The sequence below is a fragment of the Shewanella zhangzhouensis genome, from assembly GCF_019457615.1.
Taxonomy (GTDB): domain Bacteria; phylum Pseudomonadota; class Gammaproteobacteria; order Enterobacterales; family Shewanellaceae; genus Shewanella; species Shewanella zhangzhouensis.
In genome coordinates this window covers 3,361,948-3,384,522 of record NZ_CP080414.1, presented here as the reverse complement: position 1 = coordinate 3,384,522, position 22,575 = coordinate 3,361,948, and the positions used below count along the sequence as shown (strand labels likewise).

Here is a 22,575-nt window from a genome sequence, read left to right as displayed (position 1 = left end):
GTGCGCGGATGAAGTGTATAACGGCTGGTACAGAACAAACACAAACACCCGGCGCCGTTTGGCCCGGGTGTTGTATGTATCGAGGCGATTAACCTTTACGTGCCTTGAGCCTTTCAAGTACGGCATTGGCATCGCTCTTTTGCTCGCCGATACCGGCTTCAGCCAGTTTGGCAGCCAGTGACTTGTCACTGTTTTCGCTCTCGAGGGTTTCGGCGGCCTTCATACGGTCGTCAAACTGCTGCTGACGGGCCTTGATACGCTCCAGTGATTCTTTGGCATTCAGCAGCTTGGAGTTGCTGGAAGCAAAAGAGTCTGTGATGGAGGCGGTGGCCTTTTGCACGCTTTCGGTGGTTTTTACCATCGACAGTTGACGCTGATAATCGGCCAACTGACGCTCGGTTTTCTTCACCAGTTCTTTCAGCTTGGCGGCGTTATTGGAGAAGGCCTCGTTGGCGGATTGCTGCTCGGCCAGTTCCTGCTCCAGCTGGGCAATCTTTTCGGCCACTTCCAGAGCCAGTGCCTCATTGCCTTTTTCCAGCGCCTGGGTTGCGTAGCCTTCATGCTCACCAATGGTGCGCTTCAAGCGGTCAACTTCACGGGCGGCAGCCATTTCTTTGGCCATCACGTCGGTCAGGTCGCGCTTGGCTTTGGTCAGGTGTTTTTCGGCGTCGCGAATTTCCTGCTCAAAAATACGGGTCGAGTTAGCATCGACAATGTTTTGGCCAATTTCGTTGGCGCCACCGCGAAAGGCGGTCAGAATTTTGTTGAGAATGCCCATAATGCGCTCCTTAATTCAGGTAATCGGCCATTTCGGCGATAACTTCGAGACAGTTGTCTGACAGGACACTGAGCTCCTGTTCTATTTCAGCCATGCTGGACTTGAGCGACAGCGCGCCATATACCACATATTTGTCGTCGATTTTGGCAAAGGCCGACAGTGGCATGGGGATGTTCAGTTCCAGCATGGTTTCAAACATCTCGGCACGGGTCTCGGTTTTGACTTCGTCTTCACCCCACAGGTAGCTGATGCAGAGCACCTGATTATCGGTAACCGACACAAAAATCGGGATCTCCTCCCGGCCTACGATATTGACCTGCAGTACCTCCACATCACCTTCGATGGGATAACAATCAAACCTGAAGCCGGTCTGGCTGTTGTCACCCAGTCCATTGAGATGATTGGCGATAGCGTGGATATTCATAGTTGTCCTCTCTGACATAATATGTCTGTTGTTCAAGATAACACCGGGACATAATATGTCAAGCGTTATCTTGGTCGTTTTTCCGCCCTGTGTGTAGCCTGTTTTACGGCGTGAACTGTTTTAATGGTTTTCCCTGTTAAAACAAATTGATACCGCTCTCTTCTTGCCATGCTTCCTGATGATATTGATAAATCACCTGCGACCCGAAGCGGTTGATATCCACCGCCCCAGCCCGCTCTTCAAATCCCGGAGGAAAGGCAAAGGCACCGTTTATCATCTCTTTGCTGAGCCAGGTATGGGGGATGGGCTTTGCCGCCATGACTTTTGTCTTGGCGTTGCCCGATAGGGTACCCAGGGTCCAGCCCCACTCACCGAAGCTGGGGACGTTTTGGTGATAGCGGGCAATGTTGAATCCCGCCGACGCCAGGGTGTTACCCACACTCAGGAAGGCGCGGGTGGCATGCCAGGGAGAGGTGGATTGAATCGCAATGGCGCCGTCGTGGCTTAGCAGTTCTTTGAGTTTGCGGTAAAAGAGATCGGAATAGAGCTTGGAAAGATCCGGATGACTTGGGTCCGGCAAGTCCACTATCACCACATCAAAGTGACGGCCAGCTTCTATGAGCCTGTCTACGCCATTGAAGGCATCATCAAACATCAGCGTGAGTCTTGGGTCCTGCAGTGCCCCGGCATTCTGCGTCAGCAGCGTGTTGGACAGGCGTGGTGGCATATCGTCAGCCGGTGATTGAAACAGGCGAACCAGCTGTTCATCCAGGTCCATCAGTACCACTTCGTTGGGCTGCCACTGGAGCACATCCCGGGCGGCCATGCCGTCACCGCCACCGATAATCAGCACCCTGTCGTGTCTGGCTGCTGCCATCATAGCCGGCCACACCAAAAAGCCGTGATATATGGCCTCATCCTGTGTGGAAAACTGCAAACGACCATTCAGATACAGGGAATACACGGGGGGCGCCTTGCCCCTGAGTCTTTCGGTGAATACCAGTTGCTGAAAGCGGGTTGCCTGGGAGTAAATCACCCGGTCTTTGTAGAGCAGGCTATTGAAGTCCTGCTCCAGTGCCGGGCCTTTAAACGCCAGCAGCATAAGGGCGAAGGACGCCAGAACATGCCCAAGCAATAGCCACATAAAGTGTCTGAGGCGAGTTCTGAAACGCAGGATAAAAGCCAAACCTGCCAACAGATTCACGCTGGCGGTGAGGGCGGCCGCGAGCTGAATATCCATGGCCAGCATCAGACCCACCCAGATGGCGGCGCCAACCCCTGCACCCAGATAGTCGGCACCATAGATGGTGCCGGCATTGTGCAGCAGATGCTCGTCGGAGAGTGCCTGGCGCACCCTGGCGATAAGCGGGATTTCCATACCGATTAACAGCCCAAGTAAGGTGCCCACCAGATAGGGCAGATACTGCATCAGCTGTTGTATCTGGCCCAGAAACCCGCCGGTTGGCAAGAGGTCCGGCGGCAAACCAAAGGTGTCGGCCAATAGCTGTGGCAATCTTTGGGTGAGGCCAATGGCGGCGGCACAAAACAGCACGCTGGAGGCACCAAGCAGGGCCACTGTCAGCTCCAGCAATGCGAAACCGGCAAAGGGATTGCGGATAGCCCGGGCAGCGAAGGCGCCGGCCCCCATGGCCACAATCATCAGGCCAATCATGGTGTAGATGGCGGCTTCCATGGCACCGAGAATTCGCCCGGCGTAGTGGCTGAGCAGATACTCGTAAATAAGGCCACACCCGGCCAAAAGCGCCATGATCCCCAATAGCAGAGCATCATCCAGGCGGCCGAGATGTTTGGCCTGGGTTGGCGGCCGAGGCAGGTCCTGTGCCAGCGCCATGGCTTAGGCCATCAATCCGGTGAGAATAAGTGCAATGGCAATACTGATGGCAACCTCTACTGACGCGAGGCCCACATTATGTTGGCGCTCGATTTCATCGGCGAGGTCGATTCGGGCCAGCACCAGCAGTTTGACCAGCTTCAGCAGCAGCGAGAGTGTTAGCAGCATCACCAGCGAGAAACACAGCCAGCCGAGGAGGTTGGTTACATAGGCCGTTGGTGAGAACAGGATAAAGTGGCTTGCGGCATTGAAGGTTAAGGCCATGGCCAGCATGTGCCCTGCGTGGCGAATGGCCAGGGCAGTATGGCCCTTGGCAAGGGCTTCCTGCATACAGGCGCCCTGATTACGGGTGCTGTAGCGGTTTTCGCGAAGCCGTGTCAGCAGGACCAGCATCAATTGCGACACCACAAAGGCGGTGCCGATGGCAATAAAGGTATTGATGGTTAAGTCTTCAACCCACAGTAGGCTGGCGCGAATGATAATGGCCGTGGCCACAGCCGCAGCGGCGTCCACCAGTGCCACCGACAAGTTGCCTTTGAGTATTTGAGCATTTTTGTCGATGTTGTTGAGGGCGATTTTATCGTGCATTACCCGGCCGACTTTAATCAGCAGCATACCAAACAGACCATAGGCGCTCATGCCGATGGCTTCGGTGAGGTAATCGGGTGCTGCAGCACCCGTGATAGCGCCCGTGAGCACAATGCCCAATGCCAGTACAGCGCCGGCAGTGCTGATGCCAAAGGCGGCGTTGTCTTTTTCCGCCAACTCATGGCTGCTGTTGACCTTGACGCTCCACCCCTGCAGATAACGCATGGCAGTGAGCAGCAGCACGGCGATGGTGAGGTCGATGGCCAGGATCAGCAACAGTTCTTGTGTCAGGCCATAGTCTTGTAACAGTGTCATCATCAGATCCTTAATTTCTGGGCTCACTTGCCACGTCGGGTGCTGCGGCTGGTGCGGTTTTTGGCATCGCGAAAACTGCTGTCCTTGGCATAGTTGGAGCGGAATTTCTGTTTTTCGGTACGGGCCTTGGCGGCCTGGGCCACACTGGGTGCCTGTTGGCTCTGTCGCGACAGGCCGCTGGCACCGCTGCGGGTTTTGGCATAGGGGCTATCAAACCGTTTGCCCTGGCTGTCGAAGCGTTTTTTCGCCTGGGTAAAGACCTGCTGCTGGCGCGCCAAATCCCTTGGGGAGCTGTATCGATAACGGCCCACATCGTTGTAATAGCTGTAATGACGACGACCTGACCAGGTATCGTAGTAAACAGGCCGGTGGAACAGGTTGGAGAACATGGCGTACATGCCATACCAGGCCCAGAATGAAGTGCCGTCGCTGCCGGTTTGCCATTGACCATAAGTGGGGTTGCCGACGAGCTGACTGCCCGGTCCGAAGTCTTCGCCATTGGCGGCAAGCTCGGCTTCGCGGCTGATGGCATTCATCCGCTGCAGGGTGCCGCCAGACATGTCCGCCAGTGCATTGAGGGGGTCTGACAGCATGTCGTTATAAAGAATAGGGTCGGCCGCCTGATAGAGGTTTTCCAGCTCCGCAAGGCGCATGTCTTCATCGACAAAGTTGACGGGGGCGAGGGCGTCGCTGCGGCGTCTGACCAGGCTTTGATACAGAGGACCCCGGGCCGCATCCTGGGACAGGGCGTCAATGATGGGCGCCAAGGACGCATCCTGAGTCTTCAGCCGCTCGGCATATTGGGCAATCAGGGTCGCGTTGCGGATTTCCCCCTTATCCAGCATACCACCGAGGGTGTTGATACGACTCTCTGTGAGCGCGAGGTATTTTTCGATTTCCTTTGCCTGCTGGGCCGCGCCATCGTCGCCGCAGCCTCCCAGGCCAAGCATCAGCATCACAGCTCCCAGCGGGAGAAAGATGCGTTTTAGCCATCCTGCCATTTTCACTCCGTTAATCCCTGCACCGCAGGCGAACGCCTTGGGCAGTGCATTAAAAAATTCAGGGAATATTATCGGGTTAACCCGTAGGTCATCCCCAGAGGTTTATAGTAACCTTATCCGGGTATCGGCGTCTTGCCCCCGGGATGCGGGAATGCAGACCCACTACCTATATCATTCTCGACATAATATGTCGATACTCGGTTGTCAGGGAACACTATGTCGCAGCAACATCAGGCAGAAATACCGAAAGAAATCAAAGAAAAAGGCAGCCTGTGGCTGGCATCTCTGGAGGCGCACCATCCTGAGTCTCTGATTGGGCTCGACTCGGTGCAGCGCCGGGAACTGGAACAGGTTGCCGGGCTGAGCGATTTTATTGCCAGAGAGCTGTCGCGCCATCCCGAGCGCATCGGTCAGCTCTTTGATGGTCTGCTGGACAAGGTCGACAGAAGTGCATTTGACCGGGAGCTGCATCAGGCGCTGGCGTCTGTCACGGCCGAAGAGGAGGCCAAGGCCGTACTGAGGCGTTATCGCAACTTTCAGATGGCGCGTCTGGCCTGGCGCGACTTTACCGGTAAGGTGCCGCTCGGTGAGTCACTGCTGGATATTTCTTCCCTTGCCGAAGCCCTGATTATTGCGGGCCGGGATTGGCTCTACCGGGAAATGTGCCAAAGCCTCGGCATTCCCACGGATGCGGATGGTCGCCCTCAGCCCCTGATGATCCTGGGGATGGGTAAACTGGGGGGCCGTGAGCTGAATTTCTCCTCTGACATCGACCTGATTTTTACTTTCCCCGAGCACGGCGAAACCCAGGGTGGGCGCAAATCGCTGGATAACCAGCAGTTTTTTATCCGCATGGGACAGCGACTGGTGAATCTCCTGTCTCAGGTCACGGTCGATGGTTTTGTGTTCCGGGTAGATATGCGCCTGCGCCCCTACGGGGAGAGCGGCCCTTTGGTGGTCAGTTTCAGTGCACTGGAAGACTATTATCAGGAGCAGGGCCGTGACTGGGAGCGCTACGCCATGGTCAAGGCCCGGGCGCTGGGCCCCTGGAGCGGCTACAGCGATGAGCTGCACAGTTTGCTGCGCCCCTTTGTTTACCGCCGTTATATCGACTTTTCGGCGATAGAATCGCTGCGCCGCATGAAGCAGCTTATCGCCCAGGAAGTGAGACGCCGCCACCTGACCGACAACATTAAATTGGGCGCCGGCGGTATCCGTGAAGTCGAGTTCGTGGTGCAAAGCTTTCAGCTTATTCGGGGCGGGCGTGAACCCAGCCTGCGCACCCAGAGTCTTTTTGGCGCCATAGATACCCTGTACAGCCTGGGCCAACTGGAATACCTGGCGGTGGATGAGCTGAAAAACGCTTATGTGCTGCTCAGAAGGGTTGAAAACCTGCTTCAGGCCATCGACGACAAACAAACCCAAACCCTACCGGATAACCCGCTGGATTGGCAGCGATTGTGCTGTGCCCTGGAAATGGCCAATGAGTTTGACCTGCGCGCCCATATCGAAGCGGCCATGGGCAAAATTCACCGTCACTTTCGCGCCACAGTGGGCGGCGAAGAAGCCGAAGACAATCACGAGCACTGGACCTGGCAGTTCTGGAATGTGCAGGAAGACGACCATGCCGAAGCGCTGCTGAAAGATCAGCACATCGACGATCCGGCACTCTGGCCTTTGCTTCAGGGCTGGCGTGAAACCATGTCGCGCCGTCCCATAGGTCCCAGAGGGCGGGAAACTCTCGATCGTCTGATGCCCAAGCTGTTGGGGGAACTGGTGTCCATGCCCACGCCATCGGCGGCCTTTGCCCCTGTTTTTAATGTGGTTGAACAGGTACTGACACGTACCACCTATCTGGAGCTCCTGTGTGAAAACCCGGGCGCCAGAGCTCAGTTGGTCAGCCTATGCTGTGCCAGCCCCTGGATTGCCGATCAGCTGGCCAAGTTTCCCATGCTGCTGGATGAACTTATCGATCCTGCCGCCCTCTATGACATTACTTCCCTTGACGACTATGGCAGTGAGCTGCGTCAGTATTTGCTGCGGGTGCCCGAAGATGACATGGAGCAGCAAATGGAAGCCCTGCGTCAGTTCAAGCTGACCCAGCAACTCAAGATTGCCGCCGCTGACGTCACCGGGGTACTCCCTATTATGCAGGTCAGCGACCATCTGACCTTCCTCGCCGAAGCCATCATTGAGCAGGTGGTACATCAGGCATGGGGTCAGGTTGCTGCCCGTCATGGGGTTCCGTCGCATCTCGAGCCCGGGCAGATGGGCTTTGCCGTGATTGCCTACGGCAAACTCGGCGGTATTGAGCTGGGTTATGGCTCCGATTTGGATTTGGTGTTTTTGCACAATCATCAGGGCACAGGGCTCACCACCGGCGAGCGGCAAATCGAAACCAGCCATTTTTATCTCAAACTCGCTCAGCGCATTTTGCACCTCTTCTCCACCCGCACCACCTCAGGGGAACTCTATGAAGTGGATATGCGGCTGCGCCCCTCAGGTGCATCGGGTTTACTGGTGAGTGAGATAGAACGCTTTGGCGAATATCAGCAGCAGGAAGCCTGGACCTGGGAACATCAGGCGCTGGTGCGGTCGCGCTTTGTGTTTGGTGATAACCAGTTGGCGGCCCGTTTCAGTGAGATCCGCGCCGAGGTGCTTGGCAAGCTACGGGATCCTGCCGTGCTCAAGGGCGAGGTTAAAGCCATGCGTACCAAGATGCGTGAGCACCTGCTGAAAGTGGACGAGGGCATGTTCGATTTGAAGCAGAGCCCGGGTGGCATTACGGATATTGAGTTTATTGCCCAGTATCTGGTGTTGGCGGGTAGCGCAGAGTTTGAGGATTTGACCGTATGGTCTGATAACGTGCGGATTTTCCAGACGGCCGCCGAACTCGACATACTGCCTTTGCCTGTGGCGCAGCAGCTGATTGCCGCTTACTGTACCTTGCGGGATGAAAACCACAGGCTGACGCTGCAGCGTGAGGCCGGTCAGTTACCGGCCATCGCCGTTGCCGAGCACAGTGAGCGGGTGCGTGCCATCTACGCCGATGTACTGGGGGGTAACAGTGATGAACTGCCAGTGGAGAGCCGGGCGCAATAAGCACCGATTTCATCTGCCAGGTACTGCAGTTCAGCCCCCGGTGAGCCGGCAAGGTGCAGCGCCAGCTCCATGGCGGTTGCCCGGGGCAGCGATGCTATCTCTTTATGTTCCCCGGCCCGGATAAAACGGCTGGGTAACAGGCTGACCCCCATCCCGGCGGCGACGGCGCAAAGTACACCTTCTAGGGAATTGCTGCTGTATACCAGTCGCCAGGGAATGCCAGCTTCATCCAGCAGCTGGGCCATTTCGTTGCGATACAGGCCTCCCGCCGGAAAGGCAACCAGGGGCAGTGGCTCTCCCGCTTTCACAGCCTGCCAGTTTGCGGCGGCAAGCCAGCTCAGCGCCTCTGGCCAACAGGCTTTGGCTGGGTGCTCTCCCTGGCGCTGTTTAATCAGTGCCAGCTCCACCATTCCTTCCTGAAATGCCTGATACAGCGGTTTACTCAGGCCCGATTGCACCTCAAGCTTTACGTTGGGATAGCGTGTCCTGAGTTTCATCAGGATGGGCATCAGGGCGTTTCCGGCAAAATCTTCTGCCACGGCGAGGCGCAGCAAGGGCGGCTGCTCAGGTGCCATGCCCGCCTCAGCCATCAGGGCCAATATTTGCCGGGCATAACCCAAAAGCCGCTCGCCATCCACGGTGGGCATGGCGTAGCGCCCCTTACGGCTAAGTAACTCACAGCCCAATTGCTGCTCAAGCCGTTTTACCTGTTGGCTCACGGTGGATTGGGTTAAATGGGTAGCGGCTGCGGCGCGGGTAAAGCTGCCGCTGTCGGCCACAGCCACAAAGGCCCGCAGCAGCACGGGATCCAGCAAGGCCTGTTGGGGGAATACCTGCTCGGTGCCGAGCGATGGGGATGACATAGTTAGGTTCCAGTGGTAAATCCACTGATGATTATTTCGTTATTTAATTTTTAAATCAAATTGCCGCATCCTAGACTCGGGGCACAATAACAAGACCCTCAAAGGATCCCGGATAATGTCCAGACTCAAACCACTCGTTCGCACCCTTGGCCTGACTCTCAGTATCGGCCTGGTATTGGGGGGCACGGCCCATGCCCAAAGCCTTAAACTGACCAATTTCCAGCTGGTGGACGTGGAGCAAGGCCGCCTGGTGCAGGGGAAACAGCTGCTGATTGGAGATGGCCGCATTGTACGTGTGGCGCCGGCGAATAAGCCACTGCAGGCCGACAGCACGCAAGACCTGGGCGGTCAGTATCTGTTGCCATCCTTGTGGGATATGCATGTGCACTTTGAGGGGCGTGAGCTGGTGGAGGATAACGCGCTGCTGCTCCCCCTTTATTTGGCCTATGGCATTACGGCGGTGCGGGAAGCCGCCAGCGACCTTGCCCCGGAAGTGATGGTATGGCGCCGGCAAATTGCTGATGGCGAGCGCCTTGGTCCGCGTATTTTTTCGGCAGGGCAAAAATTTGAGGGGATAGACTCCCTGTGGAGCGGTGATATGGAGGTCGGTGATGAGGCGGCCATGGGGCGTGGCATGGAGAAGCTGACCGCCATGAAGGTGGATTTCATCAAGATAACCGAAAACACCATGACACCGGCGCTCTATCTTAAAACCGTGGCCGAAGCTCACAGCCGTGGGTTTCGGGTATCCAGCCACATTCCCTATGGCGTGAGTGTGGCCGATGCCGCCCGCACCGGGCTGTCGAGTATTGAACATGCCTCCTACGTGCTGCGTTTGGGGCACAGTGACGAGGCCCCCATCGCGGCGGCCGTGAGAGACGGCACCCTGTCGGCCAAAGATGCCGCCGTCCGGTACCGGCAGGGATTCGAGCAGCACGTCGCCTCTGAGGGATATAAGATGCTGGCGGCCGAGGGCGTGGCCGTCACGCCCACCCTGATTGGTGGCTATCAGCTGGCGAATCTTGACACCCAGGATCACAGTCAGGATGCGTTTCTGCGTTATCTCACTACGGCCTTTACCGACAAATACCGCTGGCGCATCGAGCGCATGGGCGAGCAAACGCCCGAGCAGTGGCGCGCTCGCAAGCAGCGCTATGAGGCCGAGGCGACTCAGCTGCGTTACCTGGACGCCGCCGGGGTAACGTTGCTTGCGGGCAGTGACTCTGCGGCGCTCAATACCTATGTGTATCCTGCCGAAGGGCTGCATACTGAATTGCAGCTGTGGCAAGAGGTGGGACTGAGCCCGGCGAGAATTTTGCGCGCTGCCACCCTCGATGGGGCCAAATTTATGGGACTGGATAAGGACTACGGCAGTATCGTCGAGGGTAAGCGGGCGGATTTGTTGGTGCTAAAGGCCAACCCCCTGGCGGATATCAGCGCGACACTGGCAATCGACAGCCTGGTGCTGGGTGGGGAATATCACAACGAAGCTCAGCTCACGCGCTGGAAAGACAATGCCGCTGCGGCGGTGCAAATCCTCAACACCGGCCGCAAGGATATCTAGCCCTGCCAGTCGGCCCGCAGCATCTGCTGAAGCCGGCTTTGGGTGCGGCGAAATTCAAATCCCAGAGCCCCCTGACAATAAAGCTCGTCGAGGGGGACCTGGGTGTGTAAATACAGCAGCTTGCCCTGATCGTAAAACTCATCCACCAAGGCAATAAAGCGCCGCGCCGCATCATCCTGGGGGGCATAACTTAAGATGCGCTCGCCGGTAATTGTCGCTTCAACGCCATCTTCGGTCCCCCGGGCACGGATCCAGCCCCGGGGTTCGCCGCCGAGCCTTGGCACCTCACTGAGCACCAAGACCTCCAACTGCTCTGCCAGCGCCATATAGTCCAGCTGCGAGCGGGGACCATCACACAAGTCTTCAAAGCGGAACCAGGCAATGCCCGAAGCCGTGCGTTTGGCATGAATAGGGCGCCCCAGTACCTGCATCTCAACGTTGCAGCATGCATCAGGGCCGAAGAGTGCATCGAAATCAGCCTCGCCGCCACACAGCCAGCGCTGCAGCCCGGGGTTTGCCGATTCTGCATTGATTCGATGATCCACGCTGCCGTTTAAGTGAATGGACTCCAGCTGTTGCTGCAAGAGCGCGATGGCAGGCAGAAACCTGTCCCGCTGCAGGCCGTTTTCGTACAGTCTGTGGATTGGCGTGTTGGAGGTGGCAACCAGCATAACGCCCTCATCAAACAGTGCCTCGCACAAGCGCCCCAAAATAATGGCATCACCTATGTCCGAGACAAAAAACTCATCAAAACAGAGAACGCGGCAGTCCTTTGCCAGCTGACGCGCCAGATGTCTCAGTGGGTCGCGTATACCGGTGAGTTGATTTAATTGCCGGTGAATCCGGGCCATAAAGTGATGGAAATGCAGCCGCAGGTTGGGGATATCCCCGAGGGAAGCATGGAAGAGGTCCATGAGTAAGGTCTTGCCCCGGCCCACATCCCCCCAGAGGTAAAGCCCTTTAATGCCAGCTTGCTCTTGAAGTGACTCGAATCTCAGTTGCAAGGCTGCCAGAGCCGTTAACTGCGCCGGGTCTTGGTGCAGCCGGGATGTTTGGCACAGCCGGTGGTAAGCTTCACTTGGCGATGAAAAATCAGGGATTTGGCGAGTGTCTGGCATACAGCTAGGTCGGAGAGGCACAAAGAGTGGCAGTATATCAGCCCGGTTGCCGCCCTGTCGCAGTCCTTGGCGTACCGGTGCGGATAACCTATGCTGTGGCCCATTTCGCCTGTCTGAACCGGTAAATCGAATAAGGGAATCAAGATGACAAGCACAAGCGCACCCGTGGGCCTGGGTGATGACCACTACCAATTGGGTGTCTGTATCGCCAATCGTCCACCCTTTATGGGGCTGGCTGAGCTTGCCAGCTGCCGCACGCTGGTGAGCGGCGAAATCAAAGCCATAGGCGATGCCTGCGGCAATGGCTGGCGCAAGGTGTTTAACGTGTATGCCAAGTTAATGTGGGCCATGGCCGCCGATGAGCTGATTAAAAAGGCACTGCCAGCGGTTGCGACCGTGAGCCAATTTAACAGCTGGCAAGCGTATCGGGATGCGATGCTGCTGCAACCAGACTGCGGTACGGCGCTGCTGTTCTCATCACCCCTTGAAGCTCGCCCCGGTCCGCTGTATCTGGTCATGGGGAAAGGTTACGGCACTGCCTTCAGCGACAGGGAAAATGGTGGATTACAACTCGAGTGGCTCAGCGAGCGATTTGCCATAGACCGTCATCGCCGTCTTATCGTCTGTCCTTATTTCGATTATCGGCAACTGAGTAATCAGCGCATCGATGAGCTGGTGGTGCTGATACGACGCTTTTGTCAGTAATGCGTATGGCTGCGCTAAATATTCAGGCTCAGATGTGCCAGTATCGCTTCTTAATGAGATAACGTTACTGAATGGGCAGCGACGCGGCTGTGAAAGGAGAGCGTATGATAAAACCTCAATACTGAATGGCGGTGTTATTGGCAGCCTTGTGCCTGGTAGGCTGCGAGAATGGTCACTGGGTAGAGTCCAAACCTGCCAAAGAGGTGAATCAACCTCAGCTCCCCGAGCAGGACGGTATGGTGAAGGACAATGAGCGCATTCTCGATGAGGCCCGCCGCGATGGCAGGCTCAACCAGTAGCCCCGATAGTTCTATTCAACCAAAGAGGGTTGCTTGAACGCCTGAAGGGAGCCTGTACGCTTACTGCCTGCCTGTTTAATTTTTTGTCTCCTTACCCTGTGGCCCCGTACCCAGTGCCAGCAGAATACGCCCATCAGGGATAATCCCAGTCCTGAGTGGGCAAGGCTTGCTGCCAACTGCGCCGACTCTGTGCTCAGGTAATAAAGCCCAACACCTGTCAGCATCAACAGCATCATGGAAAGTGCCATAAAGAGCCCACTGACATGGTTTTCCTTCTTACGCCAGCCAGCGCGCATATGCACTTGCCACAGCGCACCGAGCAGCATCAGCAGCACAGCCGCGCTGAGTGCGTGTGAGCTCACCAGTGGCAAGCGCCATTGGCCATTGAGCGCCATGGGCAGTTCCCATTCCAGTTTAAATTCCAGCACCCAGGGATACATGGCAAACCCGGTGGCGGCGCAAAGCGTCATCGACAGAATAAGCAGGTAAAAAAACCAGTCAGGATATCCGTTTAAACGTTTCATCAGTCTCTTGTCTCAGAGTTTGGTGCCAGGGCTTGGGGTAAGGGACGGAAGATGTCCGCCGAGGCGAGTCACTATATCCGGGGTGGCAGACGCCAGCACCTTGGTAAGCGCGTCGGCGCGCCAGGCAAAAGGGGCGATAACAGATAGCAGGGACTCGGTCTGCGGGGAATTAGCCGGGTGCGCATCCTGGCAAATGATAAGCGAGGGGAAGCGCGCATCCGGGGCTCCGCCGAGTCTTGAGCTTGCCAGTGCAGCATTCTTAAGCCACAGGGTATCGGTAAAGCCCTGGCTGTTTCTCAGCTGTACCTTAATGGCCTGGTCCCCGAATACCTTAAGATCGCCCCCGGCATTGACCGAGCCTGCGCGTACCCCAAAGCGTTTAAGGCAGCTTACTGCCATATCCACCGCGTAGCCCTTGGCAATGCCATCCAGGGTAAGCAGCACCGGCCGTTTAAGCCTGGCCCGGGTACCTTTTATCTCTATATCATCCCAACTGCCACTGGGTAAAAAATCGGCCCCGGTATGACGGGGCAGTGCTCCGGCTATGACCAGAGCGCCGCCCAGGGTGACATTGAAGCGGTTATCGCTCTGCCTGCCCAGCGCTTTGGCGAGCCTGAGTATCCTGGCGCCATGCCTGCCTATGTCGGTCCATTGCATCGGGCGGGCGTTGAGGGCCGAAAGTGCACTCATCGGCCGATGAAACGAAAGACTCGAGTCTATCTCGCCCATCAGCCCAAAGGCGGCAGTCATAGCCGCCTTTACATCGGCATTGCCGGGGTCAGTGACCCTGATGTCCGTCAGCGTGCCCAGCATGGGTTTGGCGCGGCGCAGCACTCAGGACTCGCGGGCCAGGAAAAGCTCGTGGATGGTCAGCAGTCTTTTGACACCATCAAGCAGATTACGGCAACTCAGGGTAGCGCCGCTGATATTGGGCACATCTTCATCGAGCTTGAAGGGGTCTTTCAGGCTTTTGCCTTTGAAGTTGGCGCGCCAGCTTTCGTCTCTTACTTCTGCGCCATGGGTTTCGCGGTAGCTCAGCACTTCTATGCCCATGACTTCGCCGTCGGCGGTGATGGCGGCGGCGTAGGTAATGTATTCGTGCTTGCCTATAACGTCATCGACCATAAACCAGCCTTGTAACTGACCGTCTTTTTCTACCCGCCAAATGGGCTGGTGGTCCTGACGTTGTCTGGTGCCGGCATGGGATTTGATAGCGCTGCGTGCACCGCTGTCAAACAGGGTAGGGCGCTCGATAAAGCTACTCGCGGAGGGAAACAGTAACTGCTGCGCCTGAGGGATGCTCAGGTAATCGGCGGCCACGGCAGGTGCCGCCACAAAAGCCATGGGGATAAACCAGAGGCTGTTGCTTAACAGGGAGTCAGACATTGTGATTCTCCAAAAGGGGCGTCGACGGACGCCCCATCCTGCAATCAGAAGTTGTAGGCAATCTTAAAGCGCCATTCCTGCTCTGTTTTTTCAATCAGATGCAGGTCGGTATCCTGGCCGTCGAACTGTTCACCACCACCGGCAAGCTGCGGCAGCCAGGTCAGTGTTGCCCACCAGTTGGCGCTGCCGTAATGCAGTGAAGGACCGGCGAACCATGACCAGCGTTCCTGACCTACTTCGGTTTCAAATTCGGTTTCGTAGAGTACTTCGGCGCTGACAAACCAGTTGGGGGCGAAACGATAGCTCAGGCCGGTACCGAATTTCAGCTCGATCTCCATTTCCGGATCGGTTGGCCAGTCAAAATCTTCCGGCAGATTATCGATGGGAGCGCGGTCGGCGTAGGTGGTTTCCACACCCATGTTACCCAGCCAAACCAGCTCACCTTCCATAAAGTACTTTTGTGTTTGCAGGCCCAGCTCCAGCGACAGTGTGTCTTTGTCGTAGCCCGAGTGCTTGTCAATCCAGTCGTAGTCTAAAGACAGGCTGGCCTGCAGACCCAAATCGTCTTTGGCGGGGCTGAGGAACATGTAAGCCATCCCCAATTCCACGCCTGAGGCTTTGAACCCTATATCCTTGGCACCCGGCAGATAGCCATCAATTGACAGGCCATCGGTATCCAGCGACATAAATTTGGCCGATACCGATGAAGAAAACTTGTTGGAAACCCCGTATTCGTATTCGGTCTCGAAGTCGATACCCTGATACGAGCCCACGCTCTTGCCGTCACGTACTGTGACTTTTTGGTATAGCTCAGAGGCACCTTCAGGCAGAGCTTCGGCGCCTTTGAGGTAACCGAAGAGATCTTCACCGGCAATGCTGTGCTGGCTCAGAGTCGCGGCACACAGGCCAAGAGCGCACAGGCCCAGACGTTTCTTGTTCATGTAAATTCCCATCTTGAAATGATTGATATCCGATCGGGTGGGTATTTTAGTGACTTGTAATGCATATGAAAATAGTTCGCATTACAGTTAAATTGGGTTTTTAATCTATCTATAAGAAATATAAAGAAAATAAATTTTAAGTTTATTTTAATAATACTCAGCTGGTAGAGAGGGCTCACTATCTTGGCGCGGCGAGATAAATGCGTGCTGCTTGTTGGTGGGACGGAATCAATAACATCTCGCTCTGCTATGGATGCGAAAGCCTGAACGGGGCGGGTTGTTTCAACCAGCGATTTTTATGCGTGCTGGATGAGTCAAAGCTAATAAAAAAGCGCCACCCGGGGTGGCGCCTTTTTGTTGCGGCAGTATAGCTTCAGCCCCTGGTATCAGCCGGTCTGTTTGCTGTTGTCCTGCATCTTTTTATCATACAGCTCGAACGGGAATTGATTTCTCAGCCTCTGCGCCAGATTGTCCGCCACGTTGGCCGAAATGTGCAGACGGACATCGCCGAGGCGCTCGGCTCGTATGGTACAGGTGAGCTTTTCTGCCTTGGCCAGGTTTCGGCACTCGCGCTCAAATTTTTCCGGAATTTTTCCCTTGTGGCTGGTCATGCGGCCTTCCTTGAAATGCATTTCAAACAGCGACAGACCTTTTTTACCACCAAAGATGAGTCGGTAGATGATGTAAACACCAACAGCGATAAAAAGCAGTTTCAACAGGTTAGCTAACATAAAAATTCCCCGGTGTTTTTTTGATAAAGATACGCCTTAACTTTTTATAAAAAAAGTGCACGAGGTCTCATTTGCAAACTTGAGATATGGTGTGCAAGGTTTATGATGCAAGACAGGAACTCCACTCACGTTAAGGATGACGCCATGCCCCTTACCAACGCTAAATCCTGGTCGCAGATGTGTGACAAGCAAGCCCGTATGATAGAAAACATGCGCAGCCATTTTCCTGAGCGACATCAGTCATTGACCGAGCTTGGCCGATATTGGCGTGAGCTGAAGCGTCAAATCGACTGTGGTGATGTGATGCAGGTGCACCAGATTAAATAAAAAAACCGCCCTATCGGGCGGTTTTTGTTTGGGTGGGAAGGGAGAAAGACCTGGGATCAGAAGGCGTAGCTTACGCTGGCAAGCACAGTGCCCTCGGTGTTGAACAGATCGTCTGTAATCTCTACATCGTCATCCAGGTTGGTATCGAGCCATGCCAGAGACAGGCCAAAACCGGCCACTTCGGTAGAGACACCGATGGAGTAGTCAACAAAGGAGTCGCCGAAGCCGAAATCTTCGTCTTCAATCGCATCACCGAAGTTGTTACCTATGTGCAGGTCCAGGCTCCAGTTTTCAGCAAACTCCCAGCTGTAGTTCAACTCCAGATAATGGTAGTCGTAGTCTGAACCGCTGTAGTCGTTGGTGTACCAATAGGCGGCGCGGAAACCGTGGAAATCGGCGCCTACTGTACCTTCGAAGTAATCGTAATCGCTGGTTTCACCGAAATAGTTGTAGCGATAGATGGTGACGTCGAACGACAGGTCATCGCTGACTTCATGGTAGTAACCGGCATAGATGTCCAATTCAATATTGGTGTCATCATCTTCACCGAAGTCCACGTTGCTGGCCCAGGCGCCTACGAAGAAGCCTGAGTCGGTGGCGTAATCAATGCCTGCAGAAACCTGGAAACCACTGTCGGTTTGCGATACGCCACGGAAGCGGTAATCGTTGGCCACCCCAACTTCACCGGTCAGTTCACCGGCGTTGGCCAAAGGGGACAGCAGCGCACCTGTCAGAAGGATCCCGGTCAGCTTAGCAAGCTTGTTTTTATTGAAATATTTATCCACGCTTGATTCTCCATTTTACTTTTGTTGACAGTGACGACGTCAATTCGCACGTTCACATTTATTGCCAAACATCAGCACTTGGCTGTGACCTCATGGCGGGTTTACCTGTTAGCTTTGCTCAAAAATCACATAGATCTTGCGGCAATGTTCAACCACCTCCCATGTGCCTTTAAAACCGGCGGGGATAACGAACTTGTCTCCAGCTTCCACGGTCAGGCTGTTACCTTCGCTGTCGCAGATAATGCTGGACCCTTCGAGAATGTCACAAAATTCGTGTTCAGTATAGTTGACATTCCATTTGCCGCCATCACTCTGCCAAACCCCGGCGTGAAACTGGCCACAGGGACTGGAATAGTGGTTGGTTAACGACTGCAACGGATTACCCTCAAGGCGTTTTTCCTCGGGAAGAAAATACTGTTCTGTTTGGGCGCCTGATGTCGAAAATCGCTTTATATCAGATATTTTTGAAGTCATCTTCACTCCGAAGGGGGCACCTTGGTGCCCCGCATCTGCTTACTTCATGGTAGGCATTACAAACTCAGCGGCCAGCTGTTTTCCCTGTGGCCAGCGCGCGGTAATCGCCTTGCGCTTGGTATAAAAGCGCACGCCATCCGGGCCGTGCATGTGCAGAGGACCGAACAGTGAGCGTTTCCAGCCACCAAAACTGTGGAAGGCCATTGGCACAGGAATGGGCACGTTGACACCCACCATGCCCACCTGTACGTGATGACAGAAGTGGCGGGCAGCCTCACCACTCTGGGTGAAGATGGCGGTACCGTTACCAAACTCGTGGTCATTGATGAGTTGGAGGGCGCTGTTGTAGTCGGGCACCCGCACTATGCTGAGCACTGGGCCAAAGATTTCTTCTTTATAAATGCTCATTTGTGGCGTGACGTGATCGAACAGGCAGGCACCCAGGAAATAACCATTGGCCCTGTCTTCCATCGACAGCTCACGACCATCAACCAGCAGCCTGGCGCCTTCACTGACCCCGGCTTCCACGTAGCTTGAGACCTTGTCCAGATGCTGGGCCGAAATCAATGGGCCCATTTCCATGTCGGGGGTCAGCCCGTTGCCTACTTTGAGCGCCGCAATCTTGGGCAGCAGTTTTTCCACCAGGGCATCACCGGCATCACCTACGGCCAATACCACTGAAATAGCCATACAGCGTTCACCGGCCGAGCCATAGGCAGCGCCCATCAGCGCGTTGACCGCCTGATCCAGATCGGCATCCGGCATCAGCAGCATATGGTTTTTGGCCCCGCCGAGAGCCTGTACCCGTTTGCCGTGGGCAGAAGCCGTGGCATAGATGTATTCGGCAATGGGGGTGGAGCCCACGAAGCTAACGGCCTGAATGTCTTTGTGGGTCAGCAGGGTATCTACGGCTTCTTTATCGCCGTTCACCACGTTGAACACGCCATCGGGCAAACCGGCTTCTTTGAGCAGCTCGGCAATGCGCATCACAGAGCTTGGGTCTTTTTCCGAAGGCTTCATGATGAAGGTGTTACCGCAGGCGATGGCGATGGGGAACATCCACATGGGCACCATCACCGGGAAGTTAAAAGGCGCAATACCGGCTACCACGCCCAGCGGCTGATTTACCGCCCAGGCATCCACACCTGTGCCGACCTGAGCCGTGTGCTCTCCCTTAAGCAAATGAGGGATACCGCAGGCAAATTCCACCACTTCGAGACCGCGGATAAGTTCGCCCTTGGCATCGTCAAGCACCTTACCGTGCTCGCGGGTAATAAGCTGCGCCAGCTCGTCCATATTGGCTTCAACCAGCGCTTTGAATTTGAAAAGAATACGGGCGCGGTTTAAGGGGGTCATCTGCGACCAGCTCTCAAATGCGGCCTTGGCTACGGCGATGGCTTCGCCGACTTCCTGTGTGCTTGCCAGCGAGACCTGGGCGCGTGCCTCACCGGTGGCAGGTTCAAAAACAGTCTGGGTGCGGGCACTGGGGGCCGTGTGCTGGCCGTTTACAAAATGAGTAATGCTTTGCATGGATATCTTTGGCTACCTGTTAATTCTGTGCTGACAAAGGGTCATCCAACGGCGCGAATGGCATCGCCGAGGGTGTTAATTATCTGGTCAATGTGCTGCTTTTCCACGATGAGTGGTGGAGACATGGCGATGATGTCGCCGGTCACGCGCACCAGGGTGCCGTTTCTGAAGCAGCGATCGAACACCTTGTAACCCCGGCGTCCCGGGCCCTCATCGTTGGGGGACAGTTGCACCCCGGCAACCAAACCTGTGTTGCGGATATCAATCACATTCGGCAGGTCTCTTAGACTGTGCACAGCATCTTCCCAGTAGCCTTCAAGCTCTTTGGTACGCTCAAACAGTTTTTCTTCCTGGTAGATATCCAGGGTGGCCAGTGCAGCGGCCGCAGCCACCGGATGACCGGAATAGGTGTAACCGTGGAAAAATTCAATCAGCTCTTCCGGACCAGTCATGCAGGCATCGTGCACATCCTGGCTTACGAACACAGCGCCCATGGGAATGGCACCATTGTTAAGAGCCTTGGCGGTGGTCATCAAATCGGGCACAACGCCCCAGCGCTGGCTGGCAAAGGCGTCACCAACACGGCCAAAGCCTGTGATAACTTCATCAAAAATCAGTAAGATGCCATGTTTGCTGGTGATATCGCGCAGACGCTTGAGGTAACCCTGAGGCGGTAAGATCACGCCAGCGGAGCCGGACATGGGCTCAACGATAACGGCGGCGATGTTTTCAGCACCGTGGAGGGTAATGAGTTGTTCCAGCACCTCGGCTTTTTCGAGGCCATGGGCGGGAAATCCGCGGGAAAAGGCATTGTTGGCGATGTCCAGCGTATGGGGCAGGTGGTCGACGCCCTGCAGCAATTGCTGGCTGAAAGTACGGCGGTTGTTACCGATGCCGCCCACGGAGATGCCACCGAAACCGACACCGTGATAGCCCAGTTCACGGCCAATAAAGCGGGTACGGGTAGGTTGACCATTGGCCCTGTGGTAGGCCAGCGCCATTTTAAGCGCGGTGTCGACAGATTCACTGCCCGAGTTGGTAAAGAAGATACGGTTAAGTCCCGCCGGTGCTATGTCGGCAAGGCGGCTGGCCAGTTCGAATGCCAGTGGATGACCCATTTGAAATGACGGGGCGTAATCCAGTTCCCGAATTTGGTGGCTGACGGCTTCACTGATTTTCTTTCTGCCGTGGCCGGCGTTACAACACCAAAGGCCTGCGGTTGAATCGAGTACCGGATTGCCATCAACATCTTTGTAAAACATACCCTCTGCGCTGGCCAGCAATCGTGGGCTGGCTTTGAACTGGCGGTTCGCGGTGAACGGCATCCAGTAGTGCTCAAGGGACGGTGTGTCTTGTCCTGTAGTTGCGTTGAAGTCGACCATACATTATTTACCTTGATCCTATCGGTTGTTTGAGTTTTTAAGGTGGTTAATATTCGCTATGCTATGTCAGAAATAATGAACATGGAATACCTTTGTGCATTTATTTGTGGCAAAAAAGTGCAAATTGTAAAAAATATTGAAATGCTCATGGCCTGAGCGTAATCTGAGCCCAGTGTCCGTTTTCGGGACCGCGCACAGAGCAGGGCGATGCCGGCGAGTTGCAGTGATAAAGACGCCTTTTCGCCGCCTTTGATAAACCCGCTGCGGGTATGTCCTGACGTGCTGGGTATCGCAGCAGAAGACTCGTTGGCTACTGCTGGGCCAGTTTCCTGAAAACCTGAAATCAATAACCATAACAGTCACAGATACGGAGTCATCATGAGTACACCCCAAAGCCGCAGCGAATGGGAAGCAATGGCGCAGCGCCTTGAAATCAATGGTAAAGCCTTTATTAACGGCCAATATTGCGATGCCGTCGGCAAGGAAACCTTTGACTGCATCAGTCCTGTGGATGGCCGTTTACTGACTCAGGTGGCCAGTTGTCAGCAGGCCGACGCCGATATCGCCGTTGCCAATGCGCGTGAAGTGTTCGAGTCCGGAGTCTGGTCTTTGCAATCTCCGGTTAAACGTAAAAAGGTGATGATCCGTTTTGCCGAATTGCTCGAAGAGCATGCCGACGAACTGGCGCTGCTGGAAACCCTGGATATGGGTAAACCTATCGCCCATTCCAAGGCGGTGGATGTGGCTGGTGCCGCCCGCGCCATTCGCTGGTCCGGTGAGGCCATCGATAAAATTTACGATGAGTTGGCCCCTACGCCCCACAATGAAATCGGCATGATCACCCGCGAGCCTGTGGGTGTGGTAGCTGCCATCGTGCCCTGGAACTTCCCTATGCTGATGGCCTGTTGGAAGCTGGGACCCGCCCTTGCCACAGGGAACAGCGTGGTGCTCAAGCCTTCTGAAAAATCCCCACTTACCGCTATTCGTATGGCGCAGCTCGCCAAAGCGGCCGGATTGCCTGATGGTGTGCTGAACGTGCTGCCGGGGTTCGGCCACACAGTGGGCCAGGCATTGGCACTGCATATGGACGTGGACACTCTGGTATTCACAGGTTCCACCAAGATTGCCAAGCAACTGATGGTGTATGCCGGTCAGTCCAATATGAAGCGGGTCTGGCTGGAAGCCGGCGGCAAGAGCCCCAATATCGTATTTAACGATGCGCCGGATCTGAAAGCCGCCGCCGAGGCCGCTGCTTCAGCCATCGCCTTTAACCAGGGCGAGGTGTGTACTGCCGGATCGCGTCTTCTGGTGGAATCGGGAGTAAAGGACGAGCTTATCAAGCTCATCGTTAAAGAAATGGAAGCCTGGCAGCCCGGTCATCCGCTGGACCCAGCCACCACCTGCGGCGCAGTCGTGGACAAACAGCAGCTGGATACCGTGCTTGGCTATATCAAAGCCGGTCACGATGAAGGCGCCAAACTCATGTGCGGTGGCAGCCAGGTACTTGCCGAAACCGGCGGTGTGTATGTTACGCCTACCGTGTTTGATGGCGTTACCAATCAGATGAAAATTGCCCGTGAGGAGATTTTTGGCCCCGTGATGTCGGTGATTACCTTCGATGGTATGGACGAAGCCGTCGCCATCGCGAACGATACAATTTATGGCCTTGCCGCCGGTGTTTGGACCTCGGATATCAGCAAGGCACATAAAACAGCCAAGGCACTGCGCAGCGGCATGGTGTGGATTAATCACTACGACGGTGGCGACATGACAGCGCCCTTCGGTGGCTATAAGCAGTCCGGTAATGGCCGTGATAAGTCACTGCATGCCTTTGAGAAATACACAGAGGTGAAGGCGACCTGGATAGCGCTCTGAGTGTTACCCGA

22 protein-coding genes are annotated in these 22,575 nt (G+C 55.4%); 6 read left to right on the top strand and 16 right to left on the bottom strand.

Annotated features, from left to right (window positions below; all coding sequences use genetic code 11):
- Nucleotides 1–88 precede the first annotated feature (88 nt).
- From K0H63_RS14820 to K0H63_RS14800, 5 genes are all read right to left on the bottom strand, one after another.
- A complete protein-coding gene (locus tag K0H63_RS14820) occupies nt 89–778 on the bottom strand; it encodes a PspA/IM30 family protein (RefSeq protein WP_220065339.1) in 690 nt (229 codons plus the stop codon).
- 10 nt (nt 779–788) lie between these two features.
- A complete protein-coding gene (locus K0H63_RS14815) occupies nt 789–1,202 on the bottom strand; it encodes a YjfI family protein (RefSeq protein WP_011760775.1) in 414 nt (137 codons plus the stop codon).
- A gap of 136 nt (nt 1,203–1,338) precedes the next feature.
- The gene (locus tag K0H63_RS14810; protein ID WP_220065338.1) at nt 1,339–3,054 is read right to left on the bottom strand and encodes a polyamine aminopropyltransferase; all 1,716 of its coding nucleotides are present in this window, start codon (nt 3,052–3,054) and stop codon (nt 1,339–1,341) included.
- A gap of 3 nt (nt 3,055–3,057) precedes the next feature.
- Complete coding sequence (locus K0H63_RS14805; protein WP_220065337.1) at nt 3,058–3,957, bottom strand: DUF350 domain-containing protein; 900 nt, start codon at nt 3,955–3,957, stop codon at nt 3,058–3,060.
- Between the two features lie 23 nt (nt 3,958–3,980).
- The gene (locus K0H63_RS14800; RefSeq protein WP_220065336.1) at nt 3,981–4,958 is read right to left on the bottom strand and encodes a hypothetical protein; all 978 of its coding nucleotides are present in this window, start codon (nt 4,956–4,958) and stop codon (nt 3,981–3,983) included.
- A 216-nt stretch (nt 4,959–5,174) separates the two neighbouring features.
- Between K0H63_RS14800 and glnE the strand changes: the two genes are divergently transcribed.
- Nucleotides 5,175–8,060: a bifunctional [glutamate--ammonia ligase]-adenylyl-L-tyrosine phosphorylase/[glutamate--ammonia-ligase] adenylyltransferase gene (glnE, locus tag K0H63_RS14795; RefSeq protein WP_220065335.1), complete on the top strand. Its 2,886-nt coding sequence runs from the start codon at nt 5,175–5,177 to the stop codon at nt 8,058–8,060.
- Here glnE and K0H63_RS14790 read toward each other — a convergent pair.
- Entirely contained in the window at nt 8,000–8,923 is a 924-nt protein-coding gene (locus tag K0H63_RS14790) for a LysR substrate-binding domain-containing protein (protein WP_220065334.1), read from the bottom strand. The genes glnE and K0H63_RS14790 overlap by 61 nt on opposite strands.
- 115 nt (nt 8,924–9,038) lie before the next feature.
- Here K0H63_RS14790 and K0H63_RS14785 point away from each other — a divergent pair, with 115 nt between their 5' ends.
- Nucleotides 9,039–10,487: an amidohydrolase family protein gene (locus K0H63_RS14785; RefSeq protein ID WP_220065333.1), complete on the top strand. Its 1,449-nt coding sequence runs from the start codon at nt 9,039–9,041 to the stop codon at nt 10,485–10,487.
- Here the strand turns inward: K0H63_RS14785 and zapE are convergent.
- Entirely contained in the window at nt 10,484–11,605 is a 1,122-nt protein-coding gene (gene zapE, locus K0H63_RS14780; RefSeq protein WP_220065332.1) for a cell division protein ZapE, read from the bottom strand. The two genes, K0H63_RS14785 and zapE, sit on opposite strands and share 4 nt — an antisense overlap.
- Nucleotides 11,606–11,749: 144 nt before the next feature.
- On the opposite strand from zapE, the gene K0H63_RS14775 reads away from it, so the two are divergent.
- Both K0H63_RS14775 and K0H63_RS14770 read left to right on the top strand, forming a co-directional pair.
- Entirely contained in the window at nt 11,750–12,310 is a 561-nt protein-coding gene (locus tag K0H63_RS14775) for a DUF6942 family protein (RefSeq protein WP_220065331.1), read from the top strand.
- A gap of 137 nt (nt 12,311–12,447) precedes the next feature.
- A complete protein-coding gene (locus K0H63_RS14770; RefSeq protein ID WP_220065330.1) occupies nt 12,448–12,609 on the top strand; it encodes a hypothetical protein in 162 nt (53 codons plus the stop codon).
- An 11-nt stretch (nt 12,610–12,620) separates the two neighbouring features.
- On the opposite strand, the gene K0H63_RS14765 is transcribed toward K0H63_RS14770, so the two are convergent.
- The 5 genes from K0H63_RS14765 to K0H63_RS14745 all read right to left on the bottom strand — a co-directional run bounded on the left by K0H63_RS14765 (nt 12,621) and on the right by K0H63_RS14745 (nt 16,191).
- A complete protein-coding gene (locus K0H63_RS14765; RefSeq protein ID WP_220065329.1) occupies nt 12,621–13,133 on the bottom strand; it encodes a hypothetical protein in 513 nt (170 codons plus the stop codon).
- A gap of 12 nt (nt 13,134–13,145) precedes the next feature.
- Nucleotides 13,146–13,967: an FAD:protein FMN transferase gene (locus tag K0H63_RS14760; RefSeq protein WP_220065328.1), complete on the bottom strand. Its 822-nt coding sequence runs from the start codon at nt 13,965–13,967 to the stop codon at nt 13,146–13,148.
- Nucleotides 13,968–14,519, bottom strand: coding sequence for an FMN-binding protein (locus tag K0H63_RS14755; protein ID WP_220065327.1), 552 nt, complete (start codon nt 14,517–14,519; stop codon nt 13,968–13,970).
- Nucleotides 14,520–14,563: 44 nt separating this feature from the next.
- Nucleotides 14,564–15,460 carry a DUF6662 family protein gene (locus K0H63_RS14750; protein ID WP_220065326.1) on the bottom strand — a complete coding sequence of 299 codons (897 nt, stop codon included), beginning with the start codon at nt 15,458–15,460 and terminating at the stop codon, nt 14,564–14,566.
- A 386-nt stretch (nt 15,461–15,846) separates the two neighbouring features.
- The gene (locus tag K0H63_RS14745; RefSeq protein WP_220065325.1) at nt 15,847–16,191 is read right to left on the bottom strand and encodes a DUF3634 family protein; all 345 of its coding nucleotides are present in this window, start codon (nt 16,189–16,191) and stop codon (nt 15,847–15,849) included.
- Nucleotides 16,192–16,335: 144 nt separating this feature from the next.
- Here K0H63_RS14745 and K0H63_RS14740 point away from each other — a divergent pair, with 144 nt between their 5' ends.
- The gene (locus tag K0H63_RS14740) at nt 16,336–16,518 is read left to right on the top strand and encodes a hypothetical protein (protein ID WP_220065324.1); all 183 of its coding nucleotides are present in this window, start codon (nt 16,336–16,338) and stop codon (nt 16,516–16,518) included.
- A gap of 56 nt (nt 16,519–16,574) precedes the next feature.
- On the opposite strand, the gene K0H63_RS14735 is transcribed toward K0H63_RS14740, so the two are convergent.
- From K0H63_RS14735 to aptA, 4 genes are all read right to left on the bottom strand, one after another.
- On the bottom strand, nt 16,575–17,303 hold the full coding sequence (locus K0H63_RS14735; protein ID WP_220065323.1) for a TorF family putative porin: 729 nt from the start codon (nt 17,301–17,303) through the stop codon (nt 16,575–16,577).
- A gap of 108 nt (nt 17,304–17,411) precedes the next feature.
- Complete coding sequence (locus K0H63_RS14730) at nt 17,412–17,777, bottom strand: cupin domain-containing protein (protein ID WP_220065322.1); 366 nt, start codon at nt 17,775–17,777, stop codon at nt 17,412–17,414.
- A 39-nt stretch (nt 17,778–17,816) separates the two neighbouring features.
- Nucleotides 17,817–19,307, bottom strand: a complete 1,491-nt coding sequence (locus K0H63_RS14725; RefSeq protein WP_220065321.1) for a CoA-acylating methylmalonate-semialdehyde dehydrogenase — start codon at nt 19,305–19,307, stop codon at nt 17,817–17,819.
- Nucleotides 19,308–19,348: 41 nt separating this feature from the next.
- On the bottom strand, nt 19,349–20,689 hold the full coding sequence (aptA, locus tag K0H63_RS14720) for an omega-aminotransferase AptA (RefSeq protein WP_220065320.1): 1,341 nt from the start codon (nt 20,687–20,689) through the stop codon (nt 19,349–19,351).
- A gap of 378 nt (nt 20,690–21,067) precedes the next feature.
- Here aptA and K0H63_RS14715 point away from each other — a divergent pair, with 378 nt between their 5' ends.
- Nucleotides 21,068–22,564 (top strand): aldehyde dehydrogenase, encoded by a 1,497-nt coding sequence (locus K0H63_RS14715; RefSeq protein WP_220065319.1) that lies wholly within the window; start codon nt 21,068–21,070, stop codon nt 22,562–22,564.
- Nucleotides 22,565–22,575: the final 11 nt, after the last annotated feature.